Annotated in this window: 24 protein-coding genes and 4 pseudogenes; 5 read left to right on the forward strand and 23 right to left on the reverse strand. The window is 38.6% G+C overall.

Features of this window, described 5'->3' with window-relative positions:
• Positions 1-456: 456 nt before the first annotated feature.
• From ACHBHN_RS07055 to aroA, 16 genes and pseudogenes are all read right to left on the reverse strand, one after another.
• Positions 457-1335 carry an AraC family transcriptional regulator gene (locus ACHBHN_RS07055; protein WP_024411461.1) on the reverse strand — a complete coding sequence of 293 codons (879 nt, stop codon included), beginning with the start codon at positions 1333-1335 and terminating at the stop codon, positions 457-459.
• Between the two features lie 365 nt (positions 1336-1700).
• On the reverse strand, positions 1701-2195 hold the full coding sequence (locus ACHBHN_RS07060; RefSeq protein ID WP_024411462.1) for a nucleotidyltransferase domain-containing protein: 495 nt from the start codon (positions 2193-2195) through the stop codon (positions 1701-1703).
• A gap of 198 nt (positions 2196-2393) precedes the next feature.
• Complete coding sequence (locus tag ACHBHN_RS07065) at positions 2394-3032, reverse strand: Vat family streptogramin A O-acetyltransferase (protein WP_024411463.1); 639 nt, start codon at positions 3030-3032, stop codon at positions 2394-2396.
• A 26-nt stretch (positions 3033-3058) separates the two neighbouring features.
• A pseudogene (locus ACHBHN_RS07070) lies at positions 3059-3280 on the reverse strand (topoisomerase DNA-binding C4 zinc finger domain-containing protein); the annotation flags it as partial.
• Between the two features lie 200 nt (positions 3281-3480).
• A pseudogene (locus ACHBHN_RS07075) lies at positions 3481-3618 on the reverse strand (recombinase family protein); the annotation flags it as partial.
• Positions 3619-3641: 23 nt separating this feature from the next.
• Positions 3642-4082 carry an SRPBCC domain-containing protein gene (locus ACHBHN_RS07080; protein ID WP_044678192.1) on the reverse strand — a complete coding sequence of 147 codons (441 nt, stop codon included), beginning with the start codon at positions 4080-4082 and terminating at the stop codon, positions 3642-3644.
• A gap of 256 nt (positions 4083-4338) precedes the next feature.
• Positions 4339-4491 carry a transposon-encoded TnpW family protein gene (locus ACHBHN_RS07085; protein ID WP_079394206.1) on the reverse strand — a complete coding sequence of 51 codons (153 nt, stop codon included), beginning with the start codon at positions 4489-4491 and terminating at the stop codon, positions 4339-4341.
• Positions 4460-4786, reverse strand: a pseudogene (locus ACHBHN_RS07090) (23S rRNA (uracil-5-)-methyltransferase RumA); the annotation flags it as partial. The pseudogene ACHBHN_RS07090 and the gene ACHBHN_RS07085, both read right to left, overlap by 32 nt.
• 166 nt (positions 4787-4952) lie before the next feature.
• Complete coding sequence (ant(9), locus tag ACHBHN_RS07095; protein WP_027622104.1) at positions 4953-5741, reverse strand: aminoglycoside nucleotidyltransferase ANT(9); 789 nt, start codon at positions 5739-5741, stop codon at positions 4953-4955.
• Between the two features lie 131 nt (positions 5742-5872).
• A complete protein-coding gene (locus tag ACHBHN_RS07100; RefSeq protein WP_002294507.1) occupies positions 5873-6400 on the reverse strand; it encodes a phosphoribosyltransferase family protein in 528 nt (175 codons plus the stop codon).
• 43 nt (positions 6401-6443) lie between these two features.
• The gene (gene ant(6) / locus ACHBHN_RS07105) at positions 6444-7307 is read right to left on the reverse strand and encodes an aminoglycoside 6-adenylyltransferase (RefSeq protein WP_394733848.1); all 864 of its coding nucleotides are present in this window, start codon (positions 7305-7307) and stop codon (positions 6444-6446) included.
• Between the two features lie 24 nt (positions 7308-7331).
• The gene (gene rlmD, locus ACHBHN_RS07110; RefSeq protein WP_394733849.1) at positions 7332-8777 is read right to left on the reverse strand and encodes a 23S rRNA (uracil(1939)-C(5))-methyltransferase RlmD; all 1446 of its coding nucleotides are present in this window, start codon (positions 8775-8777) and stop codon (positions 7332-7334) included.
• Positions 8778-8863: 86 nt separating this feature from the next.
• On the reverse strand, positions 8864-10171 hold the full coding sequence (locus ACHBHN_RS07115) for an LCP family protein (RefSeq protein ID WP_394733237.1): 1308 nt from the start codon (positions 10169-10171) through the stop codon (positions 8864-8866).
• Between the two features lie 21 nt (positions 10172-10192).
• Entirely contained in the window at positions 10193-11017 is an 825-nt protein-coding gene (gene pheA, locus ACHBHN_RS07120; protein ID WP_105122515.1) for a prephenate dehydratase, read from the reverse strand.
• Positions 11008-11499, reverse strand: a complete 492-nt coding sequence (locus ACHBHN_RS07125) for a shikimate kinase (protein ID WP_394731315.1) — start codon at positions 11497-11499, stop codon at positions 11008-11010. The genes pheA and ACHBHN_RS07125 overlap by 10 nt, the downstream gene beginning before the upstream one ends.
• Positions 11500-11520: 21 nt before the next feature.
• A complete protein-coding gene (aroA, locus tag ACHBHN_RS07130; protein WP_394733850.1) occupies positions 11521-12801 on the reverse strand; it encodes a 3-phosphoshikimate 1-carboxyvinyltransferase in 1281 nt (426 codons plus the stop codon).
• A 208-nt stretch (positions 12802-13009) separates the two neighbouring features.
• Between aroA and ACHBHN_RS07135 the strand changes: the two genes are divergently transcribed.
• From ACHBHN_RS07135 to ACHBHN_RS07155, 5 genes and pseudogenes are all read left to right on the forward strand, one after another.
• On the forward strand, positions 13010-14029 hold the full coding sequence (locus ACHBHN_RS07135; protein WP_394733851.1) for a 3-deoxy-7-phosphoheptulonate synthase: 1020 nt from the start codon (positions 13010-13012) through the stop codon (positions 14027-14029).
• Positions 14030-14047: 18 nt separating this feature from the next.
• Entirely contained in the window at positions 14048-15073 is a 1026-nt protein-coding gene (locus ACHBHN_RS07140) for a 3-deoxy-7-phosphoheptulonate synthase (protein ID WP_394733852.1), read from the forward strand.
• Positions 15074-15100: 27 nt separating this feature from the next.
• The gene (locus ACHBHN_RS07145) at positions 15101-15970 is read left to right on the forward strand and encodes a shikimate dehydrogenase (RefSeq protein ID WP_394733853.1); all 870 of its coding nucleotides are present in this window, start codon (positions 15101-15103) and stop codon (positions 15968-15970) included.
• 12 nt (positions 15971-15982) lie between these two features.
• Positions 15983-17050: a 3-dehydroquinate synthase gene (gene aroB, locus ACHBHN_RS07150; RefSeq protein WP_394733854.1), complete on the forward strand. Its 1068-nt coding sequence runs from the start codon at positions 15983-15985 to the stop codon at positions 17048-17050.
• Positions 17051-17181: 131 nt separating this feature from the next.
• Positions 17182-17870, forward strand: a pseudogene (locus ACHBHN_RS07155) (transposase); the annotation flags it as partial.
• Positions 17871-18199: 329 nt separating this feature from the next.
• Here ACHBHN_RS07155 and ACHBHN_RS07160 read toward each other — a convergent pair.
• The 7 genes from ACHBHN_RS07160 to ACHBHN_RS07190 form a co-directional block, all read right to left on the reverse strand.
• Positions 18200-18703: a transporter gene (locus ACHBHN_RS07160; RefSeq protein WP_105110848.1), complete on the reverse strand. Its 504-nt coding sequence runs from the start codon at positions 18701-18703 to the stop codon at positions 18200-18202.
• On the reverse strand, positions 18700-19065 hold the full coding sequence (locus ACHBHN_RS07165; RefSeq protein WP_105137509.1) for a metalloprotease family protein: 366 nt from the start codon (positions 19063-19065) through the stop codon (positions 18700-18702). Before ACHBHN_RS07165 ends, ACHBHN_RS07160 begins: the two co-directional genes overlap by 4 nt.
• A complete protein-coding gene (locus tag ACHBHN_RS07170) occupies positions 19062-19340 on the reverse strand; it encodes a hypothetical protein (RefSeq protein WP_105110846.1) in 279 nt (92 codons plus the stop codon). Before ACHBHN_RS07170 ends, ACHBHN_RS07165 begins: the two co-directional genes overlap by 4 nt.
• A 1-nt stretch (position 19341) precedes the next feature.
• Positions 19342-20769 carry a hypothetical protein gene (locus tag ACHBHN_RS07175; RefSeq protein WP_249339006.1) on the reverse strand — a complete coding sequence of 476 codons (1428 nt, stop codon included), beginning with the start codon at positions 20767-20769 and terminating at the stop codon, positions 19342-19344.
• Entirely contained in the window at positions 20696-21403 is a 708-nt protein-coding gene (locus tag ACHBHN_RS07180) for an ABC transporter ATP-binding protein (RefSeq protein ID WP_002940085.1), read from the reverse strand. Before ACHBHN_RS07180 ends, ACHBHN_RS07175 begins: the two co-directional genes overlap by 74 nt.
• 261 nt (positions 21404-21664) lie before the next feature.
• Entirely contained in the window at positions 21665-21844 is a 180-nt protein-coding gene (locus tag ACHBHN_RS07185; protein WP_153047868.1) for a hypothetical protein, read from the reverse strand.
• A 169-nt stretch (positions 21845-22013) separates the two neighbouring features.
• Complete coding sequence (locus ACHBHN_RS07190; RefSeq protein WP_105110843.1) at positions 22014-22883, reverse strand: helix-turn-helix domain-containing protein; 870 nt, start codon at positions 22881-22883, stop codon at positions 22014-22016.
• Positions 22884-22960 lie beyond the last annotated feature (77 nt).

Genomic DNA, 22960 nt, shown 5'->3' on the forward strand with positions numbered 1-22960 from the left:
CACATCACGATTTGGCGTGATGATTGTTCATACTTTTGCATGAATTCCTCCTGAAAATAAAAAAACGAGAACACTTAGTAAAATGTTCTCGCTGAACTATTATTTTTTATGACGTATCTATTTTTTGTCTACGCAGTCGACATCCAAACAGACATTCACATCAATGTACTTTTTTTGAACCTTTTTTATGTCAAAATCACTCTTTTCAATAAAGACAAAATGCTTGAAAAAGTGCTTAAAATAAAGGATTTTTACCCGTTGCTTCGTTGTAGCAACACTACGCACTCCACATGGCTCGAGAGGACAGAATGAATGTCATATAAGTGTGTCCGTTCTCGGAAACATATCCACTGCGTTTTTGGCACTATCGGTAGACGGGAACATATCCACCAATCGTACCGTTTACGAAAAGGGCACTCTTACTAGGAGCGCCCTCAATAATAAACATTAATGTAATCAATAGTCTTTTTTCTTTACTGGAATCCAGATTTCGCTTCGATACTTTGGATTTCCAGTGTCTGGACTCTCATTCCATAAAATTTCAGGACCTTCAACCGCCTCGTATCCTGAAGATGGAAACCACTCTGAGTATATCCTACCCCACACATTTTGAAGTGTTTCCGGAAATGGTCCAATCGATTCAAATACAGCCCAGGTACTAGCATCAATTTTTAATACATCAAAATCTGCAGTTTCATTACTTGATGTTGCTACCCCGATGTAATGATCTAATTCTCCTTTCTCTTCCATTCTACCTTCTGAAAAATTAGTGGAAGCACTAATAATACCTGTAGGTTCTACATTTGAAATTGCTTTTAATTGATTAATAACATCCATGGTTAAAAGTTCAGTCATTTTTGCAATCTCTGGATTGACACCTTCAAAAATAATTGGAACTCTCTTCTTAAATCCTACTAACTTAAAAGGTCCTTTCTCAACAATACGATAGTTCATTTCGCATCCTCCTTTAATTGATAATTGAAAGGTCATTCGAGGATAAGCTTTTAATTGTGTATTCTCACTCCTTGCCTCAGAAGGGAGAATGCCATGCAGAGAATGAAAAGCACGGGAAAATGAATCAGCCGAATTATAGCCATATTTGACGGCTACATCAATTATTCTCAAATCCCTATCTTTCAAATCAAGTGCAGCCAACGTCAGTCTTCTTCTCCGAATATATTCTGATAAACTTATGCCTGCTAAAAAAGAAAACATCCGCTTGAAATGATACTCTGAACAATATGCGATTTTAGATACTTCAATATAATCAATTTCCTCTGTTAAGTGCTCTTCAATATACTCCAATGCATTATTCATACTTCTTAAAGAATCCATCAAACAACCTCCTTTCATCATCAATATTATCAGAGGATGCATTTATCCATCCGACAATCTGTGCACAGTATTGTCGATTCCCTTACATGTAATTAGTATCGTTAAACTAAATTTATCTTTGGGATGTTTACAACAGGAATCCTTTACTTTTCTTCAGTGTATCTTTCTTGCTGCAAAAATTCCTTTGCTTCGCTAAGGCATAAATCCCAATGACTCTTTCTTCAAAGTCAGCTTCATCTAGCCTTGCATTGCTATCTTCTCTTATTCGTTCCAACAGTTCACTTCCAAATCCAGAAAGGGAATCTTTAATAGAACGTGCCGTATCTTTTCCTCCTCTAAATTCTAATTAAATCGGAATTTGTCAGTTACTTGTATTCACTCGGTACAGGAATATTAAATCTCTCGCACAATAGTTTTACATCATGCATATCATTTTCATCATGCTCATAGCCCAGATGAAATAACACTTGATTTTCAGCATCGATACATCTTACCGTTTTATCGCCTATTTTCCCAATGCCGCTAAAGACTTCTGGAGGATATGCTTCTCCCTCAAAAACAATGTATCCTTGTTCGTTGAATTTAAATATATGAAGATCAATTATCCTACCTTTACTATCCTTATAAACCGTATGAGATGTGGTGGTATATGCTTCGATAACTTCAGCAAAGCCATATTCTTTTAATATTTCAATAAACTTTTTACCATTACTTTCTTCCACAAATAAATCAATATCGTTGTGTACTCTTGTTTCTTCTTCTAATAGAGCATCTACTCCCCAACCACCATCTATCCAAATGTTAATATCATTTTCTTCAGCATATGTTATTATCTCAATGGCATCAGTTTTACTTACCATGTAATCCCTCCGTTCAAATTAAATCTATAAGTGATAAATCTCAAAGCTATTTCTCCTAATAATATAATGTCTATTGTTCCAATCAAAGCTAAAGATGAAGCTTGCCTTCTTTAGCTCGCAATAATTAGAGCTAAATCGAGATTCCAGCACCCCCTAGATTTAAGTTCCCTTTTGTGCCGTGGTAGAAAGGCCCCAAGTCTAGGAATTTTTCATGAATTGCTCTAACCCTGCTTTGGATGTTAACATTTCAAGATTATTAAATATTTCCTCTTCGCTCCAGTTCCACCATTGTAGCTTTAGCAAGAATTCAATCTTTTCGTCACTAAAGCGTTTTTTGATAAACTTAGCTGGATTCCCACCATATATTGTATATGGCTCAACACTTTTCACTACTGTTGAATTAGCGGCAATAATCGCACCATCACCAATTTTAATACCCGGCATAATGGTAACATTTTGACCTATCCATACATCATTGCCAATCACTGTATCTCCCTTAAAAGGAAGTTGTTCAATTGTAGGAGTCACCTTTTCCCATCCATGGCCAAAGATATTAAAGGGATAGGTTGTAATTCCATCCATTCTATGATTTGCACCATTCATAATAAACTTAACACCCTCTGCAATTGCACAGAACTTTCCTATTATAAGTTTATCCCCTAGAAATTCGTAATGGTGCTCTATATTATCATAAAATTTCTCCGGTGTTTTTTTATTATCGCTATAATAGGTATATTCCCCAATCTCCACATTGGGTCTTTTAGGTAGATTGCTTATAAAACAAACCGTCTTTATATTTTCATTTGGATAAAGTTTTTTCTTATCTGGTCCTATCATAAAATATTAGCTCCTTTAATCTTTAATTACTTCATTACCTTGGCATTGTAGGACTTTCTATCTTTCGTTTTGATTCCTTTTACCAGGGTTTCTTTTCCCTCTAGTAATTCTTTTACATTTGTTTTGGTGAGTTTTTTCTTTCTAAAATGTTCAGCTAAAGTGAAGGTACATTCAGGATAATTTGAACAACCATAAAACGATTTTTTTAATACAATATTGTTGCCACACTTAGGACATTTTCCTACAAGGGGTCCCGAGCGCTTAGTGGGAATTTGTACCCCTTATCGATACAAATTCCCCGTAGGCGCTAGGGACCTCTTTAGCTCCTTGGAAGCTGTCAGTAGTATACCTAATAATTTATCTACATTCCCTTTAGTAACGTGTAACTTTCCAAATTTACAAAAGCGACTCATAGAATTATTTCCTCCCGTTAAATAATAGATAACTATTAAAAATAGACAATATTTAAATCTTCATCGATGATAGGAAGTTTAAATGTAATTGATTTTAGCCATTGTCCATTCGGTTGCTTTTCTTCGTAAATTTGAATTTCAGAAATCAAAGCTGTAATTAACTGTCTACGCTCTAATTTATCAATATACGCTTATATTAAAACAAATTTTCCAGTCTTAAAAATGACTGTTTCCAAACCTTTTCAAACCATAAACGTGCCTGTTCCCATTTTTCTCCCTCTCCCCAACCACTATGAATCAAATGAATTTCCGTCTTATTTTCTTTTTCTGCAAAGAATGTAATACATACATGAGTCAGTGGTTTTGCAACATTCATTACATCCGCATATTGTACCGGACCTTTCCAATTGAAGCATAATAGTTTATTCAATTCAAATGCTGTTACTTTGCACCCTAAAGTACTATTATTTTCATTATCATTTTTATCCCAAAAAAGTTCATATTTCCCACCAACCCAAGGTTCTATTTCTGATTTTTCTGTTAGCCAAGTTATAATCTCTTCATTCTTAGTGAATAAACAAAATGCTCTTTCTGATGAACAGTTTAAGAGTGCCTTGCAATGGATTATTTTATTCATAATTTCTCCTTTCGCTTATATTCATTTTAATCTTTCCACCCACAATTATCCCACGCAATAAAAGTATATATCTCAAATGATTGCCCTCCTTAAATTTTACATTGCTTTCGTCTTAATTCTAATTTTTCTCTCTGAATAATCAACAACATTATACCATTTTTAAGCCATTTTTTCTATTGTCAAATTTCCTATTTTCTCCCACATGCAGCACGGATAAAAAGGAACCTAAATGATATATACAAAATTTCTGTTTTCACTATTTCCGTTCCGCTTTCACTACCTTAAACAATTTATCTTGAAATGTATCTTTGCTCTTTTTGTCAAAATATATCTCTGTTATAAAGGTTTTTCCGTTTATCTTTTTTGTTATAACACCATCAGGCTTTTGATGTTGTTCTTTCTGTAAAATGCCTTAACGCATCCATGATAGCTTCTTCTTTCTCAGGTGTACATTGTGGAATAACTTGTTTTTCTTTTTTTGACTTATTATAATTTTCTCTCAACTCTATTCCACATTTCTTTTTAATCTGGGCAATATAGAGTGCTGAAACTTTCAAACCAAATTTTTCTAATATATATTCCTTAATCTGAGCATAAGTAGCTTTGCTCTCCGCACTTGTCAAATCAAGTTCATCTAGCTCTACTTCAACACTTATATGCTTATCGACATTAAGTTTGGACAATAATGCTACCGTCTCCACGTGGCTCGAGTTGATGGCATTGATGTCATATTACTTTGCCCGTCTGTGGAAACATATCAGCAGCATTTTTGGAACTATCGGTAGACGGGAACATATCCAGCGGTTTTTGACCATTTTAAGAAATTTCGGTATGAGAGAACCTATCAATGGAATTCTCAACACCAGCCTTTTAGAGATTAAGGGAAGACTCTATAGACTTCTTCATATTATTAACGAGTTCAGTCACCTCAGAATCCATTCCTTTCCACTTATCAATATACCCTCCTAGATAAGCCTTTCTTGCTTTGTCAAGTAAAATGGCATGCTCATAAGGTAATTGAGGTATTGCCCATTCAGCTGCCAGATCTTTTGATCTGATTTCACCAGTAGATGCTGTCACCCACATTCTGGCTAAAGTTAAAATCACATTGCGTTCGTCACCTTTAATGCTAGTTATCAACCCGGGCAAAGATTCTTTAATTGCTTTTCGAATATCTGTCATTGGCACAGGCTCAATTACTTCTGTTGCCTTTGGTCCCAAAAGGTTAATACTATTTTTTCTTAGTTGTGCTAAAAGTATTGCTAAATCCGGATCATAAGTCGACTCAGGAATTTCTCCCTTTTCAAACTGCTCTCTTAGCCACTCGCCATACATAAATTCATATTTGGGGGGGAAATGCCAAGGGACAATATCCTTTTGATTTATGACCGTAACTTCAAGAGGCCTCATATCTTTTATGTTTCCTATTTTCCCAGATATAAGCATTAACCTATTTGTAAGATTCCTTCGAGTTTTTTCAGATAAACTTTGATTTGTTATTACCAAAATATCTACATCGCTATTCATACGTAAACCACCCATTACTGCCGAACCATACAAATACACCCCAATTAACATATTATCAAGTAGTTCCGCTATAGTTTTTAATGCTTGAATTGCTTCTTTCGGAATTTTTTTGTTACTTAAATCTATACTCAACTTCGATCTCCTTTCGTCTGAAAACTGTTTTTTAACGCCTCTTAAAATTTATAAAAAAAGAGTAAACATCTTTCGTTGTATTGTAAATTAACGCCATCCAAAATTTTGATTCAAGATTTTCTTTCGGTTTATTATATGTTTGAGCCAATATAAGCTACAAAACTGCTGTCTATCCATTTTTGAGTAACCTCATTTATATCAATCCCAATAGTAGCCAACCCAATAATGCTGCAATCCAATTTCTCTAACAAAGCTATTAAAGCCTTCATTTGAGAACCTGTCTCTATCCAATCATCTACAATCAAAACTCTTTTGTTCCTCACAATAGAACTCTTAGATATTTCAAAGCTTTTATCTTGACCTGAATAGTCGGTAAAATGTGTCGAAATAATCTCTTCTTTTGCGTATGGCAGCTTATCACCTTTTCTTACTCCAATAAACCCCACTCCAAGTTCTTTGGCTATGGCAGTGCCTAGTATCCATCCAATTGCTTCTGGGGCAGCCACATAATCTACTTTATTTTGAAAATCCAATGATAGTACTTTTACAATTTTATCAAAAACGGTTTTATGTGTAAAAATAGTTAGTAAATCATATTTTCCAATTGAGTTACGAGGTAATATACCTCTAATCTCATTTATAACATCAGTACTTTCCATACATTTACACCCCTTGCTTATGGTTAATAATCTTTGCTAATCTTTAAAAATAGTCATTTTCAACATATTTTTTATACATGTCCTCGGTATATCTTGTTATGTTCTTACCATACTCTGGATAATCAAACCCCAGTAGTTCTGCTACCTCTTTGGACACTTCCCTGAACAATTGGTGGCATATAAATAATGACTTCCAAATATTTTCATAGGAATCCATCCGGTAGGTGGACAAAAGTTTCTCCCACAAATCCTCGGATATATACCTTTCAATAAACTTATAGTTCTTGCCTACACTTAATTTAAAGCCTGTTTCGATGCCGACCTTCCATGATATCATTCTCAGCAGCTCATGGCGAACAATCTGATTAAAATGATCAATAGCAAATAAAATTTCCTTACGGCACAATCCTTTAATAACATAAGGTGTTACATTCCAAAATTCATTGCAGCAATCATCATACTCCCTTGCGCTTGGCTTTCTTACATGATAATCTATATCAGTCGGAACTATGTCCCTTTTAATTCTACAATCTTTATCAATTAGAACCTTTATTAATTTATCGCCCTTTAGGTAATTATCTAACTCTTCCAAGGGCAATAAGGTAAGATCAATTTTATTGTAATCATCAAATAGCATAAGATAGGAAAATCCCTTTTCTTCAGGTGGGAATAATTCCATATCCTCCGGCTTTTGCATCATTATTATATTCCCAAATTGATTAAGCCAGTCATCATTAGATATAAACGGTTCTATATCACTTACAAAATATGTAATATCATAATCCTGAAATTCATCTTTATGTATATTAATATTTGCGCGTGACCCCTCAAGGGTCACAATTCGAATACGTTCATCCTGTTCTGCTAAAGAAAGTACTAAATCCATCATTTCTTTTTCTGATCTCATTTACATACTCCTCGTTTATTTTTTCTATATTATCTCTGGATATGTTGCGTCTTTTTTTATATTAATGGAACTAAAATCTTCCTCATCAATTTCAATGTTAATATGATGCTCAGCATCAAGTTTGGACAATAGTGCAACAGTCTCGACGTGATGTGTGGTTGGAAAAAGATCTACTGGCCGCACCTTGGTCAATCTATAGCCCAATTCCTCATAAAGCTTAATATCACGCGCCATAGTTGCCGCATTACAAGAGATGTAAACGATTTTCTCTGGAGCTACCGAGCTACTTGCCCTGATGAAGCTTTCTGTCAAACCTTTTCTCGGCGGATCGACAAAGATGACTGTCGGTTTAATACCATCTGCCACCCATTTTTTCATTGCAGATTCGGCACTATCACAGACATAGGTCGCATTGTCAATCCCATTTCGAGCAGCATTTTTCTGACTATCAAGGACAGCCTTTTCCACGACTTCTACACCATAAACATGCTTAACTTGTTTGGCGAAAGACAGGCCGATAGTCCCAATACCTGAATAAGCATCAATGACAATATCATCTGCCGACAATTCTGCGAAATCAATAGCTGTCTGATAGAGTTTTTCCGCCATTTCTGTATTGACTTGATAGAATGACGGAGCTGAAATCTCAAATTCATTACCCAACATGGTGTCGACAATGGTTTCACTGCCATGCAACAGACGAAATTCTTGTCCAAAAATCGCATTGGTATTCTGGTCATTGATATTCTGGATGATAGAAACCAGATTTGGAAACTGGCTTGTCAAACGCTCAATAAGGGTTTCAACACGGAAAATCTTTGGTCTAGTTGTGACCAAAATCAACATCAACTGACCCGAATAATGACCACGACGAACGACGATATTGCGGATCAGTCCTGTCTGTTCTTTCTCATCGTAAGGCTTCAAATCTAACTTTCTGAATAGGTCACGAGTCGCAAGAATCAAGGCATCGATTTCCTTATGCTGGATATAAAAATCTTCAATCGGAACCAAATCATGCGAATTCTTACGGAAAAAACCAGTTTCCAATTGGCCATTAACTCGACGAACAGGAACTGCCGCCTTGTTTCGATAGGCAAGAGGACTGTCCATACCAAGAGTATGTTCTACTTCTATTTCTGAAATGCCCGCAATCTTGCGTAGACTATTTTCAACTTGCTTTTTCTTAAATTCAAGCTGGGCTGGGTAATTCAAATGCCCCAAATCTGCAATACCCGTTCTCAGATAGGTCAAATCCAGGTCTTGATTACGGTCTGGTGAGAAGCTCTGCCATTCTTCCACCTTACCAAAACCTATATTCTTTTTTAGCTTTAGAACTTTCATCTTGATACGCTCACCTGGTAGGGCATTATCCACGAAAAAGACAAATCCATCTAGCTTGGCAACTCCTTGCCCCTCGTGGGTCAGGTCCACAATTTCCACTTCAACAATTTGATTTTTTTCTAACATTGTTCTACTTTCTAAATGAGGTCACGAAAAAAGTGACCGAAGTCACTTTTAAGTATAGCACATTTCACAAGAAAACTGGCGCATTCTTACCTTAGACCCAGTTCTCTCAGCACTTCTTGGTATTTATAGAAGTCAATTTTTAGTCCCATACCACCATAATTATCATACTCATCAATCCAATCGTGGTTTTCTGGTATGGTTACTCGTTCAATTCCATTAGGTGCATCCAGCAAAATACCTGGACCACGAAGCAACGGAAATGCTAGTGGGACATTGGTAGAGGTCATAGAGTAAATTTTTCCAAGCGCCTCAGCACCAGAGAAGAGCTTTGTGGGATCTTGTGCCTGCTGAATAATTGCATCCAAAACCTCTTGTTGCCGCCTTGTCCGACCGAAGTCTCCTTCGTCATCCGAACGAAAACGAGCATAGTTGAGCAAGGTTTTCCCGTCCATCTGCTGTGGACCGACCTGAATGGTTTGATAAGCTGGTGCATTTTCCTCCAGACGCAGGTCGTTGGGTGCATCAACAGAAGACACCGTTTCACCATCAATCGTTGAAAATTGAGCATCAATGGCCACACCTGATGGAAAGAGCGTATCAATAGCAGATGCAAAACTCGCAAAATCAACAAGGGCATAGTATTGAATATCAATATCAAAATTTTCCTTCAAAACCTGCCGAACATTTTCAGCCCCAAGACCACCATTTTGCTCACCAAAAGTGTAGGCAGAATTGAGTTTGTAGTCACCTTCTCCACCGATAGTAACCAGCGTATCCCGCATAAAGCTGACTAGTTTTATCTTATTGCTACTATTATTGACATTCAGGACTATAACAGTATCCGTTCGAGTTTCACCGGTACTTTGTCCAACTCGACCATCTGTTCCTAAGATTAAAATATTGATGCCATCCTGTGTCGCCTGACCAGCAAATTGTTCGGTAGCAGGCTTGTTATCCACGCTAATCATCCCTTTGACAAACATAGCGCCCAAGGCAAGCAGCAATATCAGTAATCCCCAGAAGACAAAACTTAAAAGTCGTTTGAAAAAAGGTTTCTTGGGTGGCTGACTACTACTATCTTCAGTTACTGAAGTCGCCTTATTTTTCTTAGATTTTTTTAACCTTTCTTTTCGACTCAAGGTCGGATAGGCTGGTAAGAGCTCCTCTTCCTCTACAAGGGGCACAACCTCTCTCCAAGAATCCTCAAGTGAAAACTCTGGAAGATTAGAAGCCTCCTCCTCAAGTGGCGAAGGCGCAATAACTTGCTCCTCACCCTTTTTAAGATACTCTAAGTAATCCAGCTCCGTCTTTTCCTTCTCGTTTAAGTAGTGAATATTTTTACGCAGGTAGTCCAAGCGTAGCTCTTCATGATGTGATAAGGGATGTTTCGCCATATTCACTCCTTTCTAAGGTTATTACACACTATAAACCTTATAATTTCCTAAAATCTTATAAAAAATCCCTAAACTTTTCAATTCCTCCAAAGAATAGCCAACTAATTCATCTGAATTATTCTCAATATCTAAGATAAAGAAATACTCACCCAGCGCCGTTTTCAGCGGCCGACTTTCAATCTTGGTCAAACCGATTCCTCTCCACGAAAAGACCGACATAGCCTTATAGAGGGCACCTGGCAGATTATCTGGTAGCGTCAGGGCCAAAGAAACCTTCCGATCTGTTTTCCGCAATCCCAATTCAGGCGCAGTATGTCCCAAAATCCAAAAACGAGTGAAATTCTCCGCGATTTCTTGGATGTCTTGGGCAATGACCTGCAGGCCGTACTCTTCAGCCGCAGCGTGCGGTGCAATAGCCGCAAAAGGCTGATCCGCATGCTCCGCTACAAATCGGGCTGCGTAGGCCGTGCTTGCTGTCAACTCCAAACGAGCCTTCGGAAAATGCTCCTGAACATATTTTTTCCCCTGCGCAATGGCCTGCGGATGAGAATAGATGACCTCGATTTCCTTATGAGGCGTCGTCGCTAGCAATTGCTGGGCGATGGGCTGAACCACTTCTGCCACCGCATGGATTTCCGCCTGATGAAAAAGGTAGTCAATGGTCTCGTGAACACTACCTTCAATCGAATTCTCAACCGGAATAACCGAATAGGTCACCAAGCCAGTCTCATAGGCCTTGACGACCTCCGTAATGGTACCAAAAGCCTGCAAATCCGCCTCCGGAAAGGCCTGCTGGGCAACTTGGTGAGTAAAGGACCCCCGCGGGCCCAAATAAGCTACTTGCATAGAATCTTCCTTGCTACTTGTTCCGGACTGAGTTGGTCTGTGTCAATGACCAGGTCAGCTAGTCCTTCATATAAAGCCATTCGTTCTTGGTAAATGGCCTCAAACTCCTCTCGGCTGTGCTGTAAAAATAAGGGACGTTGCGACTGATGATCTTGATTAATCCGCTCATATGCCACTGGAAAGGAGGCAGTCAAAAGAACATTATTGGGTTTATTTTTGAGCAAAATCTCCCTGTTTTTGGCGGATTTGACCACACCACCGCCCGTTGAAACCAAGTAATCATTGGGCAAGTCCATCAACTCTTCCAAGACTTGGGTTTCCAACTGGCGAAAGGCATCTTCACCCTCTGATTGGAAGAAATCCGCAATGGACATGCCAATCCGTTCTTCCATGATTTGGTCCATGTCATAGAGTGGCATATCCAAGAGTTTAGCAGTCGTGGTCTTTCCAACTCCCATAAAACCAAGTAATACGATTGGCATTCTCTCTCCTCCTTACTGAGCTTATTTTTCTAGACTTTCAAGATGGTCAAAGAAGGCTGGGTAGCTGGTATTAATGGCCTCAGCGCGCTCAAGAACAACCTCGCCATCTTGTGCCAAGAGGGCTGCGATAGCTGTCATCATACCAATACGGTGGTCGCCAAAGGTATTAACCGTCGCACCGTGCAAAGGCGTTGGGCCCTCGATAATCATACCATCAGCAGTCGGCTCAATCTTAGCTCCCATGCTATTCAAGGCATCTGCCACCACTTGAATACGGTCTGTTTCCTTAACCTTCAACTCCTCAGCATCGCGAATAATAGTTGTGCCATTGGCTTGCGTCGCCAAGAGAGCAATAATCGGCAATTCGTCAATTAAGCGCGGAATCAAATCACCAGCAATCTCCGTTCCCTGCAAGCTAGAATACTCAACCGTAATGGTCGCTGATTTGGCAATCTCATCCACATTGGACAAGGTCATCTTGCCACCCATAGCCTTGATGACGTCCAAAATCCCCGTCCGTGTTTCATTGACGCCGACGTTTTCAAGGGTAATTTTTGAACCAGGCACAACTAGTCCAGCCACCAACCAGAAGGCCGCACTGGAAATATCTCCAGGGACAACAATTTCTTGCGCTGTAAATTCCTGCCCACCTGTGATACGGATCTCCTTGCCATCAACAGACAAATGACCCCCAAATTGGACAATCATATCCTCCGTGTGGTTACGAGTGATTTCTTTTTCGATAATAACAGACTCACCTTCTGCCTGCAAAGCTGCAAATAAGAGAGCAGATTTTACCTGAGCAGATGCTACTGGCAATTGATAGGAAATCGGCTTGAGGGACTTGGTACCTTTGATGGTCAAAGGTGGCAAATCACGGTCTGTCTGACCAGAAACGGTTACACCCATTTGGCTGAGCGGCACCGTCACACGATCCATAGGACGCTTTGACAGCGAATCATCGCCAAACATGGTCGCTTCAAACTCTTGACCAGCCAAGACACCTGAAATCAAACGAATAGATGTCCCTGAATTCCCCATATCAAGGGCATTTTTAGGAGCCTGCAAGCCATCAAAGCCAACACCGTGAACCTCAACCACATCCCCATTATCCTCAATCGTCACGCCTAAATCACGAAAAACCTGCATGGTCGAGAGGACATCCTCACCACGCAAAATATCATGAACACGAGTTACGCCTTTTGCCAAGGATCCAAAAATAATGGAACGGTGGCTGATGGATTTATCACCCGGAACGCGTATCGTACCTTCTAAGGCTCTTGCATTTGTTCTTAATTTCATTTCCATACCTCACATAGTTTCCCTTTCATTCTACCACATTTGCAGAATATTTTCAGATTTTTATGCCATTTTATCTTTGAAAATACCTATATTTGATAAAATTTTCAGAATTTACTGTAAATTTTTCGAAAAACATAGATATGGTTTTAATAATAGCTGCTTTCATGGTATAATAAAAAGAAATTTTATCAATCAAGGAGATTATCTAGTGTTTACACCAATTAGCGAAAAAATTGATATTCAGGATGTAAGAGACCATTCAAAATTATCCCCAGAAACCTTAGCCAAAAAAGGAGCGCGCGACCGTGAGTTAGAGGCTATTTTAAAAGGCGAAGACGACCGTCTGCTCTTGGTCATCGGACCTTGCTCTTCTGACAATGAAGAGGCTGTTTTAGACTATGCTTATCGTTTAGCCAAGCTTCAAGAAGAAGTCAAGGACAAAATCTTTATGGTCATGCGTGTCTACACGGCTAAGCCCCGTACCAATGGCGACGGCTACAAGGGTCTCATGCACCAGCCCAAGACCGATGCAGCACCTAGTCTCATCAACGGTATCAAGGCTGTCCGCAACCTCCACTACCGTGTCATTACCGAGACTGGTTTGACGACGGCCGACGAGATGCTTTATCCTGAAAACCTGCCACTTGTTGATGATTTGGTATCTTATATTGCCGTTGGTGCCCGTTCGGTTGAAAATCAGCAACACCGTTTTGTGGCGTCTGGAATTGATGTGCCAACTGGCTTGAAAAACCCTACATCTGGTAACCTCAAGGTCATGTTTAACGGTATTTTCGCGGCTCAGAAAAAGCAGTCCTTCCTCTTCAACAACACAGAGGTTGAAACATCTGGAAATCCGCTGGCTCACGTTATCCTGCGTGGTGCAGTGACAGAAAGTGGCAAATACCTGCCAAACTACTACTACGATAATCTCTTGGAAACCATTGACCTCTACAAACAATTCGGTTTGGCTAATCCATTTATTATCATTGATACCAACCACGATAATTCTGGTAAAAATTATTTGGAACAAATCCGCATTGTTCGTCAAACCCTGATTAACCGCGATTGGAATCAAGAAATCCGTGACTACGTCCGCGGCTTCATGATTGAGTCCTATCTGGAAGATGGACGTCAGGACAACGCCGAAGTTTACGGAAAATCCATTACCGACCCTTGCCTTGGTTGGGACAAAACTGAGGAACTCATTCGAGAAATTTACAACAGATAAACAGATAGGAAACAAGCTATGGGAATTCATCAGCGCAGCACACGCATCAACATTGAACAAGTCAAAGAATTATCTAAACTAGAAGGAGACTTCCTAGTTGCTAAAGAAAAGCGTGACGAGGAACTAAAAAAAGTCATCCGCGGTGAGGATGACCGCCTCTTATTGGTCATCGGCCCATGTTCTTCGGATAACGAAGAGGCCGTTTTGGAATATGCCCGCCGTCTGTCTAAATTGCAAGACGAGGTCAAAGATAAGATTTTCATGGTCATGCGGGTTTATACGGCTAAGCCCCGTACCAATGGCGAAGGCTACAAGGGGCTGGTTCACCAGCCAGATACCTCAAAATTGCCTGATTTGATTAACGGTATTGCGGCCGTACGCAATTTGCACTACCGTGTCATCACAGAAACAGGCTTGACCACTGCAGATGAAATGCTTTACTCGGCTAACTTCCCCTTGGTGGAAGACTTGGTGTCCTACCATGCTATCGGTGCCCGTTCGGTCGAAGATCAGGAACACCGCTTTGTGGCCTCTGGTATTGACATGCCGACTGGAATGAAAAATCCTACTTCTGGCAATTTGACTGTCATGTTCAATGCCATTTACGCTGCGCAAAACAAGCAGAATTTCATCTACCGTGATGCGGAAGTCGATACAGATGGCAATCCGCTGGCTCATGCTATTCTTCGTGGTGCTAGTACAGAACAAGGCATCAACGAACCCAACTACTACTACGATATTCTCTTAAAAACTATCAAGCAATACCAGAACTTTGGTTTCAAAAATCCTTTCATCGTCATCGACACCAACCATGATAATTCTGGCAAAAATTATCTGGAACAAATCCGCATTGTCCGTCAAACCCTGATTAACCGCGATTGGAACGACGATATTCGCAAGTATGTTCGTGGCTTTATGATTGAATCTTACTTAGAAGATGGTCGTCAGGATAGCCCAGAAACCTTTGGTAAATCCATTACCGACCCTTGCCTTGGTTGGGATAAAACTGAAGCACTGATTCGTGAAATCCACGAAACCATCTAATCTGCTGATACATTTGAGAGGTCTCACATGACGATTGACGGCTATACGCGCCTGGCTGCTGTGGTAGCCAAACCCATTAAACACTCCATTTCTCCCTTCATTCACAATCTTGCCTTTGAAGAGACTGGGGTCAATGGGGTCTACGTGGCTTGGGAAATAGCAGAGCAAGACCTACCAGTCACACTTGACAACATTAAGCGCTACGACATGTTTGGTATCAATCTCTCCATGCCCTACAAGCAGGCGGTTATTCCCTACCTAGACGAATTGACAGAGTCTGCTCGCTTAATCGGCGCGGTCAATACGGTCATTCACCGCCATGGCCAATTGATTGGGCACAATACAGACGGCATCGGATTTTTTAAGAGTTTGGAAAAACAACTGAACTTCCATGTAGCAGATAAAAGACTGACCATTCTGGGCGGAGGCGGTGCTGCTACAGCTATCATTGCCCAGGCTGCTTTGGATGGTGCCAAGGGAATCACAATTTTCTGTCGCCAACAAAGTCTGGACAGAACGCAGGCTACTGCTAACCGTATTGCCCAAGCAACCGGTCGCTCCATTCTGGTATTACCGATTGACAATCAGGACTTGGTTCAGGAGCATGTTACAAAGTCTGACTTGCTCGTCAATGGAACCAGCGTCGGCATGGATGGTCAGTCTCTGCCAATTCAGAAAACTATTGTATTTCCAAATAACAGTTTAGTGGCTGACGTGATTTACCAACCTTTTGAGACGCCCTTGCTCAAACTAGCCAAGGAACAAGGTATTCCAAGCATCAATGGTCTAGGTATGCTACTCTTTCAAGCTGCTGAGGCTTTTGAGGCTTGGACAGGCAAAGAAATGCCGACGGACTTGATTTGGAAACAATTAGTCGAAAAATATGACATCAACTAGAGAGGACACAGCATGAAACTAACTGTCAATCTTCCCCAAAATCCCTATGATATTCTTATCGAAAAAGGAAGCTTAGCGCAGGTCGGTGCTTGGGCAAGCTCGCTCTGGAAGCCACAAAAAATTGCGATTATTACGGATGACCATGTTGCCTCACTCTATCTGGAAACGGCCAGAGCTAGTCTTGAAACAGCTGGTTTTGAAACCATCGCATTTGCCTTTCCAGAAGGTGAAGCATCCAAAAATCTGGATACGGTCAATCAAGCCTATGAATTTCTTGTTCAAGGAGGCATGACCCGAAGTGACGGCATCTTGGCCCTTGGTGGCGGTGTGGTCGGTGATTTGGCTGGCTTTGTGGCTTCAACCTATATGCGGGGCATTCATTTCCTCCAAGTCCCAACTAGCCTGACCGCTCAGGTTGATTCGTCTATCGGTGGAAAAACTGGGGTCAACACGCCCTTTGCCAAAAACATGGTCGGCACCTTCTGCCAACCTGATGGTGTTCTCATTGACCCTAACACCCTCGAAACCCTGGGCACACGCGAATTGATTGAGGGCATGGGTGAGGTTATCAAATACGGTTTGATTGATGATGTCGAACTCTGGGATCTCTTGTCAGACATGGATGCTTCTACTGAGAGTATTTTGGCCCATGCTGAAACCATCATCTATCGCTCTTGTGACGTTAAGCGCAAGGTCGTTGTCGAGGATGAATTGGATAATGGCGTCCGACTCTATTTGAACTTTGGTCATACCATTGGTCACGCTATCGAGGCGACTGCTGGTTACGGTCAAGTTATGCACGGCGAGGCTGTTGCTATCGGAATGGTCCAGCTATCGCGCGTTGCTGAAGAAAAAGGCCTCATGTCTGCTGGCATTACCGACCTAATTATCGCTATGTGCCAAAAATTTGGACTGCCGACCAGCCATCAACCTTGGAATAGTGAGGAGCTCTACGCAGCCTTGACTCGCGACAAGAAAGCTCGTGGCAAATCCATCAAGCTGGTTATTGTCCCAACATTAGGACAGGCAGCTATTCACCAAATTCCGATGGAAGAAATGCTAGAATTTTTACAACCATAAGAAAAAAGACTACTGACTTGCATGAAATCAGTAGTCTATTTTTGGCTCTATAATTTCTGTAGTGGCTAAACCCTTCGCTCTCCAATTTCTAGGCTCAGGCCGAAACAGTCTATTCCCAGACTGTTTCACTCCCAAATGCCAAGATAGTACTTGACCGCTTTCATATCGTGCAACACCTTAGTCGTGCTATAAACCGCTTCGCATTCAAATCATGAATCAACTCGATAGAAAATCGCAGGAATACCGAGCCTTGAAACGCTACTGGAAACCTCGCTTTCTTATTTCTAGGCTCAGGCTAAATCAGTCCACCGGACTGATTTACTTCAACAAGATAGCCGTAAACTCAGCGATAAACGATTTTATCACCCTATGTTTCGCATGCATTTGACTAACAAGGAAATACTGGAAAAACTCCTGTCTTACTCCGAGGAACTCTGACAGCACCATGAACTCTATCAATTTCTCTTATTCCATTTCCAAGAGAAAAACTCAGTTCATTTCTTTGACCTTATCGAACAGGAAATAGCCAATGTTAATCCTATTTTCCAGACTGTATTTAAGACATTTCTAAAGGATAAAGACAAGGTTTTAAACGCCATGGAATTGCCATATTCCAACGCCAAACTGGAAGCTACCAATAATCTCATCAAAGTCATTAAAAGAAATGCCTTTGGTTTCAGGAAGATGAAAACTTTAAAAAATAGATTTTGATCGCTTTGAACAGTGAAAAGGGCTGGGAAGAGCCCTTTTCAGCCTATCTCCTAAAAACAAGAAAGAGATAAAGAAAGAGAGAACGAAGTTCGTCCTCTCTAGGTGTTAGCTGACATCAACCCACTACAGTGACAAAGAGCCCAAAAATACATCGAGCATGACCTCAATGTATTTTTTCTTATATTTTAGTGAACTCCATGCTGAATCATTGAGTCAGACAAGTTCTAAAATCCTGAAATTCAAACTAATGCCACGTCACCGTCTCGTCTTTAAAACAATGTGGGATAGGGACAGTTTTCTTATGAAATGGATGGTTTTGTATATCATAGGCGTTTTCCTACAATTCCAGTAATCTTTTTAATGCTTTTCGTCATAACAAAGTCTTCATTTCATTTTATACTAAAATTAACAATTGCAACATGATAATCAAATATACGTTCATTGAAGCATGCCCACTAATAATTGTTTTAACTCCTTTTTCTGCCCGTCCGTTAGTTTTTCCTTGTGAGCATCATGGTTTTCTACTGTTCCTACGTGTGTTTGAACTGAACCATCCTCTGCAATAACTACTAAAAATGGGACAGATAGTTCATCATCATGATGTTTCTCATATACTTTTTTCAATCGACTACGAAGAGTATCTGTGAAACCTTTACTCCTTGTATCTACAACATAAGCCTTCTGATTAGTTGTCACCAACGCATCATCTAGAATCGGAATTAATTCTACGCACCAAGGACATGCTGCAAAACCAAAGTAATAAATCCCTTCTTCTCCATCTTCGATTTTATTGATTACACTCTCTGGTTCTTCATGAATAAATTGTGCTGTATTCGTATTATATTCAGGAGCCTTATCAGCACCTATAGCCCATTGATATCCTACTATGAAGCACACTAACACTGCAACACCAACTAGCATAATTTTAAAGAATCTCTTCATGCCTTTCCTCCTTTTCTCACTATATTCAGTAATGATAATAGAATAACTTGCCCATCTGTACAAAACGGAAAAATGTGTAAAACATTCAAGAAACAAACTATTCTTGCTAAAGCCAAAAAAGCATTATTATCTGGTATTAGAAGTCCAATCAGTACCATACCAACAGGAGCAACTAATGCTATCATAAAATTATCAATATCTCTGCCCTTATTTAAAAACTTCACTGAGGGAACAAGAAATTTTTCAAATTCAAATTTAGGATTATATCCAAGAAAATACGCAGTCAAGTAGTGTAATAGCTCATGAACGACCACGGTTAGTAAAACTAGTGGAAGTTGTACTATGATTTCCCAAACTGTCATACTGGATTCTCTCTTAATTTTCTTTTATTTAAGAGATAGCCTGTTAGTAAGAATACTGCCATAGTCACAATATAGGAGATAATCAATCTATGGTGTAGTAAAAAAGTCGTATTTAATTCACTTGGAGTAATTCTACTAATAATTTTTACTCCAAAAAGTGTCAAAACTGTTCCACTTTCATTAATTTGAAAAAGTTCTACAATTAAATCAATAGCCACTAAAAATAGATAAGCGATATTTCCCCATTTGAAGTAATTGAGTAATTTTTTGTTCATTTCAATACCTTCTTTCTTTTGCTAGAAATACACTCAGTATGAGTAATAACACTACTAATATAGCCGATGAAAGATAAACATTATCATTCCTTAAAACAAGATAGAGTACTATGGATAGAAAGACTGTGGTAGTTGTTGATGCTGTCTCGTTAAGATTACCCTGAGTAGTTGGAAAAAGAAGCCCCGCTATCAAAGCGCATAAATAAATTGCCATGGACATGAAAAATGGTAACATCGATCCTTTCAGGTAAACTGCGATAACTAAAGGCGCCGCAGATAGTATTATTCCTCCCAACACCAATGAAATTACTTCTTCAATCAGACCAACCCTATAAAAATCATAGTATTTTCTAATTCTAGCTGTTGCATCCGCATAGCTTATAGCAGAGAATACCAGAAGGGAATTTAAATTAGCGAGTGTCTCTAATCCGCTTCTTAAACCTAATTGGTAAGTAATAATAAGTGAAAAAATTGTGATTAATGTTAATGAATGAATAAAACTTTTATGTCGATAAATAGCTGGAAAAGTTGTACTCAAATTAAGTTTAATCATTGGCAATCTAATCAAACCATAGGACAACTTCTTATACTCTTGAATATTTAAAGTAAATTTATAACTCAAAAACATCACAATAATGAGAATAATAAGAGCTATTAAAAGCATGATCACAATTAGATCTGTAAGGGCAATTGAGATTCTTCCTACATATGTGTCTATACCTATTTTGAAATATACCAGATATGTTGCACAAAATAATGTAAAAAATATGTCTAAAACAAATAACACTGAAGCAACTGAAAATTTAGCGAATTTTGTCGCTACCTTTGCAAAAATAGCATACAATGCATCCATTATTGAAAAAATAGCTACAAAAATACTATGAAACAATAATAGCAACATCAATTGATCACTTACTTTGATAATAGGTAATTGTCCAAATAGTGGGAATACTAAGAGCAAAATCGACTCATAACCTACTAGTGCTACTCCTATTTTGAATAATTTTTGAGCAACTAATATCTCTCTTCTACTGTAAGGGAGTATATTCGTTATATAGACTGAGCTTTTAGTTAATGTTATGATTGAATTTACAAAAACAAACAGAGCAACTGATAGAATGATGCACATATTGACATAACTCATAATTGTTATACGAGTTAGTTCTGTAAATGTTTCTAAATCCAACCCTCTAGCACCCTCACCTAAACGTCCAATCTCACGGACATTAGATAAGAAATACCAAAAATATAGGACAAAACCAATAATGGCTACGAGGAATTGATTTCTCTTTTTTTTGAAAAATGGCCTGTTCAAAAAACCTTTTAAAGCATCATTATAATAAAATGACACCAGATCAAATGAGTTCTTTAATTTTTTGAAGTTTTTCAGCAATTTTCCCTTGCTGATAGATGTATTCAGAAAGTTCATCTGCTGTACCCTTAAACTCCGTTAGTTTCCCTTTCCTCATTAATAAGATATCATTGGAAAATTGGTTTATAATATTCCGCTCATGAGAAACGAGCAAGACCTTGTGTTTCTTGGCATACAGTCCAAATAACTCTTGGGTAAGAATAACTGTTTCTAAATCTAGTCCACTAAAAACTTCATCAGCAAGAAGATACCCCACATTCAATGAAAGTCCCAAAGCAATTTGAAGTTTCTTTTTCATACCAAATGAGTAAGACTCTATTGCTTTTTCCAACGCTTCAGTCATATCTAAAAGGCAAGATATCTCAGAAAAGATGGACTTACTTGAGTTTTCATATCGTGACTGGACAAAATCTGCATATTCATTGCCAGTTAAATATTCTGGTAGATAGGAGTCAGAAGGAATGTAAAAAATGTTCTTTTTGAAAGTATCACTTCCATTAGAATTACCATCCAATAACACCTCACCACTATCGTACTGAATAATTCCTGATACCGAATTTAGAAAAACAGTCTTTCCAGAGCCATTTAAACCTACAATAACTGTGATACCTGTTTTTCCAAATGTTATCGATAGGCTATCTAAAACACAATGGCTACCAAATGATTTACATAATTCTTTTACTTCAAGCATACTACCTCCAAAAATGATGACTAACAATTTGAAGAATTAGAACTGGACTCTCTAAAAGTTAAAAGCGGATAAACTATATTCTTCTCTAGAACATAGTTTATCCGCCTCACTGTCTAATTAAACTACAATCTAGAAAATCAAACATCAAGATTTATTTGTAGCAACCAATACTAACACCACCATTAAAGAAGTTAGCCATTCCAGAGAATGTATAGCCTCGACTAGTGCAGTAAAATGCATATGCATTGTACAATCCTTATTTTAAATATTTACAGTATATAATTCACCTGGATCAAAGCCTAAAGGGGCTGGAGTGGTATTACCAGATGGTTTACCAACAATAACCAATAAACCCACCAATAAAACTGCGACAATAAACTTTTTAGTTGCCTTTTTCATAATCTGCAACCCCTTTCCTTTTTCTTGATTATATTTTATCATTTGAATATATTATTCGTCAACTATTTTTATAAATATTTTTATATTTTCTGTTTTTTATTTTTAAACGAATAAAATATGATTGAATTAAAAGGTGTTATACCCTATAATGACTGTACAAGAAAAGCAACCCGTTGAACACTGAGTTGCTTGGACAATTTTATTTTATATATCATTGAAAGGTCTCGCTAATGAATCGTTCAATTTCTAAAGCCATCTTATCATTTCTCTCAAGCTGATATATATTTTGAGCGGTCACAAAGTATTCTTTTACTTTATCAGTCCTTGAAAAACCTTCACTAACATTTCCAAGTAAGCAGTAAAGATTAGCTAAACAATAGAAACTATTGTTCTTGAGACAAATATCAATTGTTTCAAGTGTTTCACTTATCGCTCTCTCTGCTTGTTTGTTTAACCATAGGTATCGACAAAAGTTATACCGACATTTAATCAATATCTCTAACTGCTCAATCGTTCGGGCCTTAACACTTTTAAAAAGTGAAGTCATATGACTATAAACTTCTTCAAATTTTGAGTTATTGGCTGTTTTGAAGTAGAAATGCAACAAACTATTTGAAATATTCAAGTATTCCCAATCATATTCACTGTATTTCGACAAGATAGTTTCAAGTTTTTTTATGGCTTCATCCTGCTTGTGATCATAATTAAACAGAACAATAGCTTCAATCCATTGAAGATATAACTGATCTGAGAGCGGTAGTTTCACCATCTTTGCAGTTTCCAACTCATAGATATATTTTAACGACTCAAAATCTCGTCTCTCTAAAAACTTTTTAGACACGCTACGAAATTGAGTCAAAAAGTCTGACTCAACATGAATTTCCTCATCAAAAAAGTAATCCATTGTTACATTCAACTTTTTAGCTAGGGCATATACCACATCAGCTCCAGGACTATAGTCTATGTCGCGTTCGATTTTACTAATCTGTCCCTGCTCACAAATTCCGGAAGCCAACTCAACCTGAGATAAGCCTAACTCTTTTCTCCGACTACGCATTCGAGTTGCTAATAATTTACCCATATTGATTCCCCTACTCTAAATAAAGTCTATTCTCATACCCCAAATTATATCACTACGATTATTTATTTTCAATTATT

It is taken from the genome of Streptococcus sp. A22 (assembly GCF_043674215.1).
GTDB classification, from domain to species: domain Bacteria; phylum Bacillota; class Bacilli; order Lactobacillales; family Streptococcaceae; genus Streptococcus; species Streptococcus suis_V.

What these genes read in the sequence shown, in the direction of transcription:
- ACHBHN_RS07145 (WP_394733853.1), top strand. Translation starts at nt 15,101, where the DNA reads ATGACGATTGACGGCTATACGCGCCTGGCTGCTGTGGTAGCCAAACCC.
- ACHBHN_RS07170 (WP_105110846.1), bottom strand. Translation starts at nt 19,340, where the DNA reads ATGAACAAAAAATTACTCAATTACTTCAAATGGGGAAATATCGCTTAT.
- aroA (WP_394733850.1), bottom strand. Translation starts at nt 12,801, where the DNA reads ATGAAATTAAGAACAAATGCAAGAGCCTTAGAAGGTACGATACGCGTT.
- ACHBHN_RS07185 (WP_153047868.1), bottom strand. Translation starts at nt 21,844, where the DNA reads ATGATAAAATATAATCAAGAAAAAGGAAAGGGGTTGCAGATTATGAAA.
- ACHBHN_RS07125 (WP_394731315.1), bottom strand. Translation starts at nt 11,499, where the DNA reads ATGCCAATCGTATTACTTGGTTTTATGGGAGTTGGAAAGACCACGACT.
- ACHBHN_RS07060 (WP_024411462.1), bottom strand. Translation starts at nt 2,195, where the DNA reads ATGGTAAGTAAAACTGATGCCATTGAGATAATAACATATGCTGAAGAA.
- ACHBHN_RS07190 (WP_105110843.1), bottom strand. Translation starts at nt 22,883, where the DNA reads ATGGGTAAATTATTAGCAACTCGAATGCGTAGTCGGAGAAAAGAGTTA.
- ACHBHN_RS07065 (WP_024411463.1), bottom strand. Translation starts at nt 3,032, where the DNA reads ATGATAGGACCAGATAAGAAAAAACTTTATCCAAATGAAAATATAAAG.
- ACHBHN_RS07100 (WP_002294507.1), bottom strand. Translation starts at nt 6,400, where the DNA reads ATGGAAAGTACTGATGTTATAAATGAGATTAGAGGTATATTACCTCGT.
- ACHBHN_RS07080 (WP_044678192.1), bottom strand. Translation starts at nt 4,082, where the DNA reads ATGAATAAAATAATCCATTGCAAGGCACTCTTAAACTGTTCATCAGAA.
- aroB (WP_394733854.1), top strand. Translation starts at nt 15,983, where the DNA reads ATGAAACTAACTGTCAATCTTCCCCAAAATCCCTATGATATTCTTATC.
- rlmD (WP_394733849.1), bottom strand. Translation starts at nt 8,777, where the DNA reads ATGTTAGAAAAAAATCAAATTGTTGAAGTGGAAATTGTGGACCTGACC.
- ACHBHN_RS07180 (WP_002940085.1), bottom strand. Translation starts at nt 21,403, where the DNA reads ATGCTTGAAGTAAAAGAATTATGTAAATCATTTGGTAGCCATTGTGTT.
- ACHBHN_RS07140 (WP_394733852.1), top strand. Translation starts at nt 14,048, where the DNA reads ATGGGAATTCATCAGCGCAGCACACGCATCAACATTGAACAAGTCAAA.
- ACHBHN_RS07055 (WP_024411461.1), bottom strand. Translation starts at nt 1,335, where the DNA reads ATGGATTCTTTAAGAAGTATGAATAATGCATTGGAGTATATTGAAGAG.
- ACHBHN_RS07115 (WP_394733237.1), bottom strand. Translation starts at nt 10,171, where the DNA reads ATGGCGAAACATCCCTTATCACATCATGAAGAGCTACGCTTGGACTAC.
- ACHBHN_RS07160 (WP_105110848.1), bottom strand. Translation starts at nt 18,703, where the DNA reads ATGAAGAGATTCTTTAAAATTATGCTAGTTGGTGTTGCAGTGTTAGTG.
- ACHBHN_RS07175 (WP_249339006.1), bottom strand. Translation starts at nt 20,769, where the DNA reads ATGAACTTTCTGAATACATCTATCAGCAAGGGAAAATTGCTGAAAAAC.
- pheA (WP_105122515.1), bottom strand. Translation starts at nt 11,017, where the DNA reads ATGCAAGTAGCTTATTTGGGCCCGCGGGGGTCCTTTACTCACCAAGTT.
- ACHBHN_RS07165 (WP_105137509.1), bottom strand. Translation starts at nt 19,065, where the DNA reads ATGACAGTTTGGGAAATCATAGTACAACTTCCACTAGTTTTACTAACC.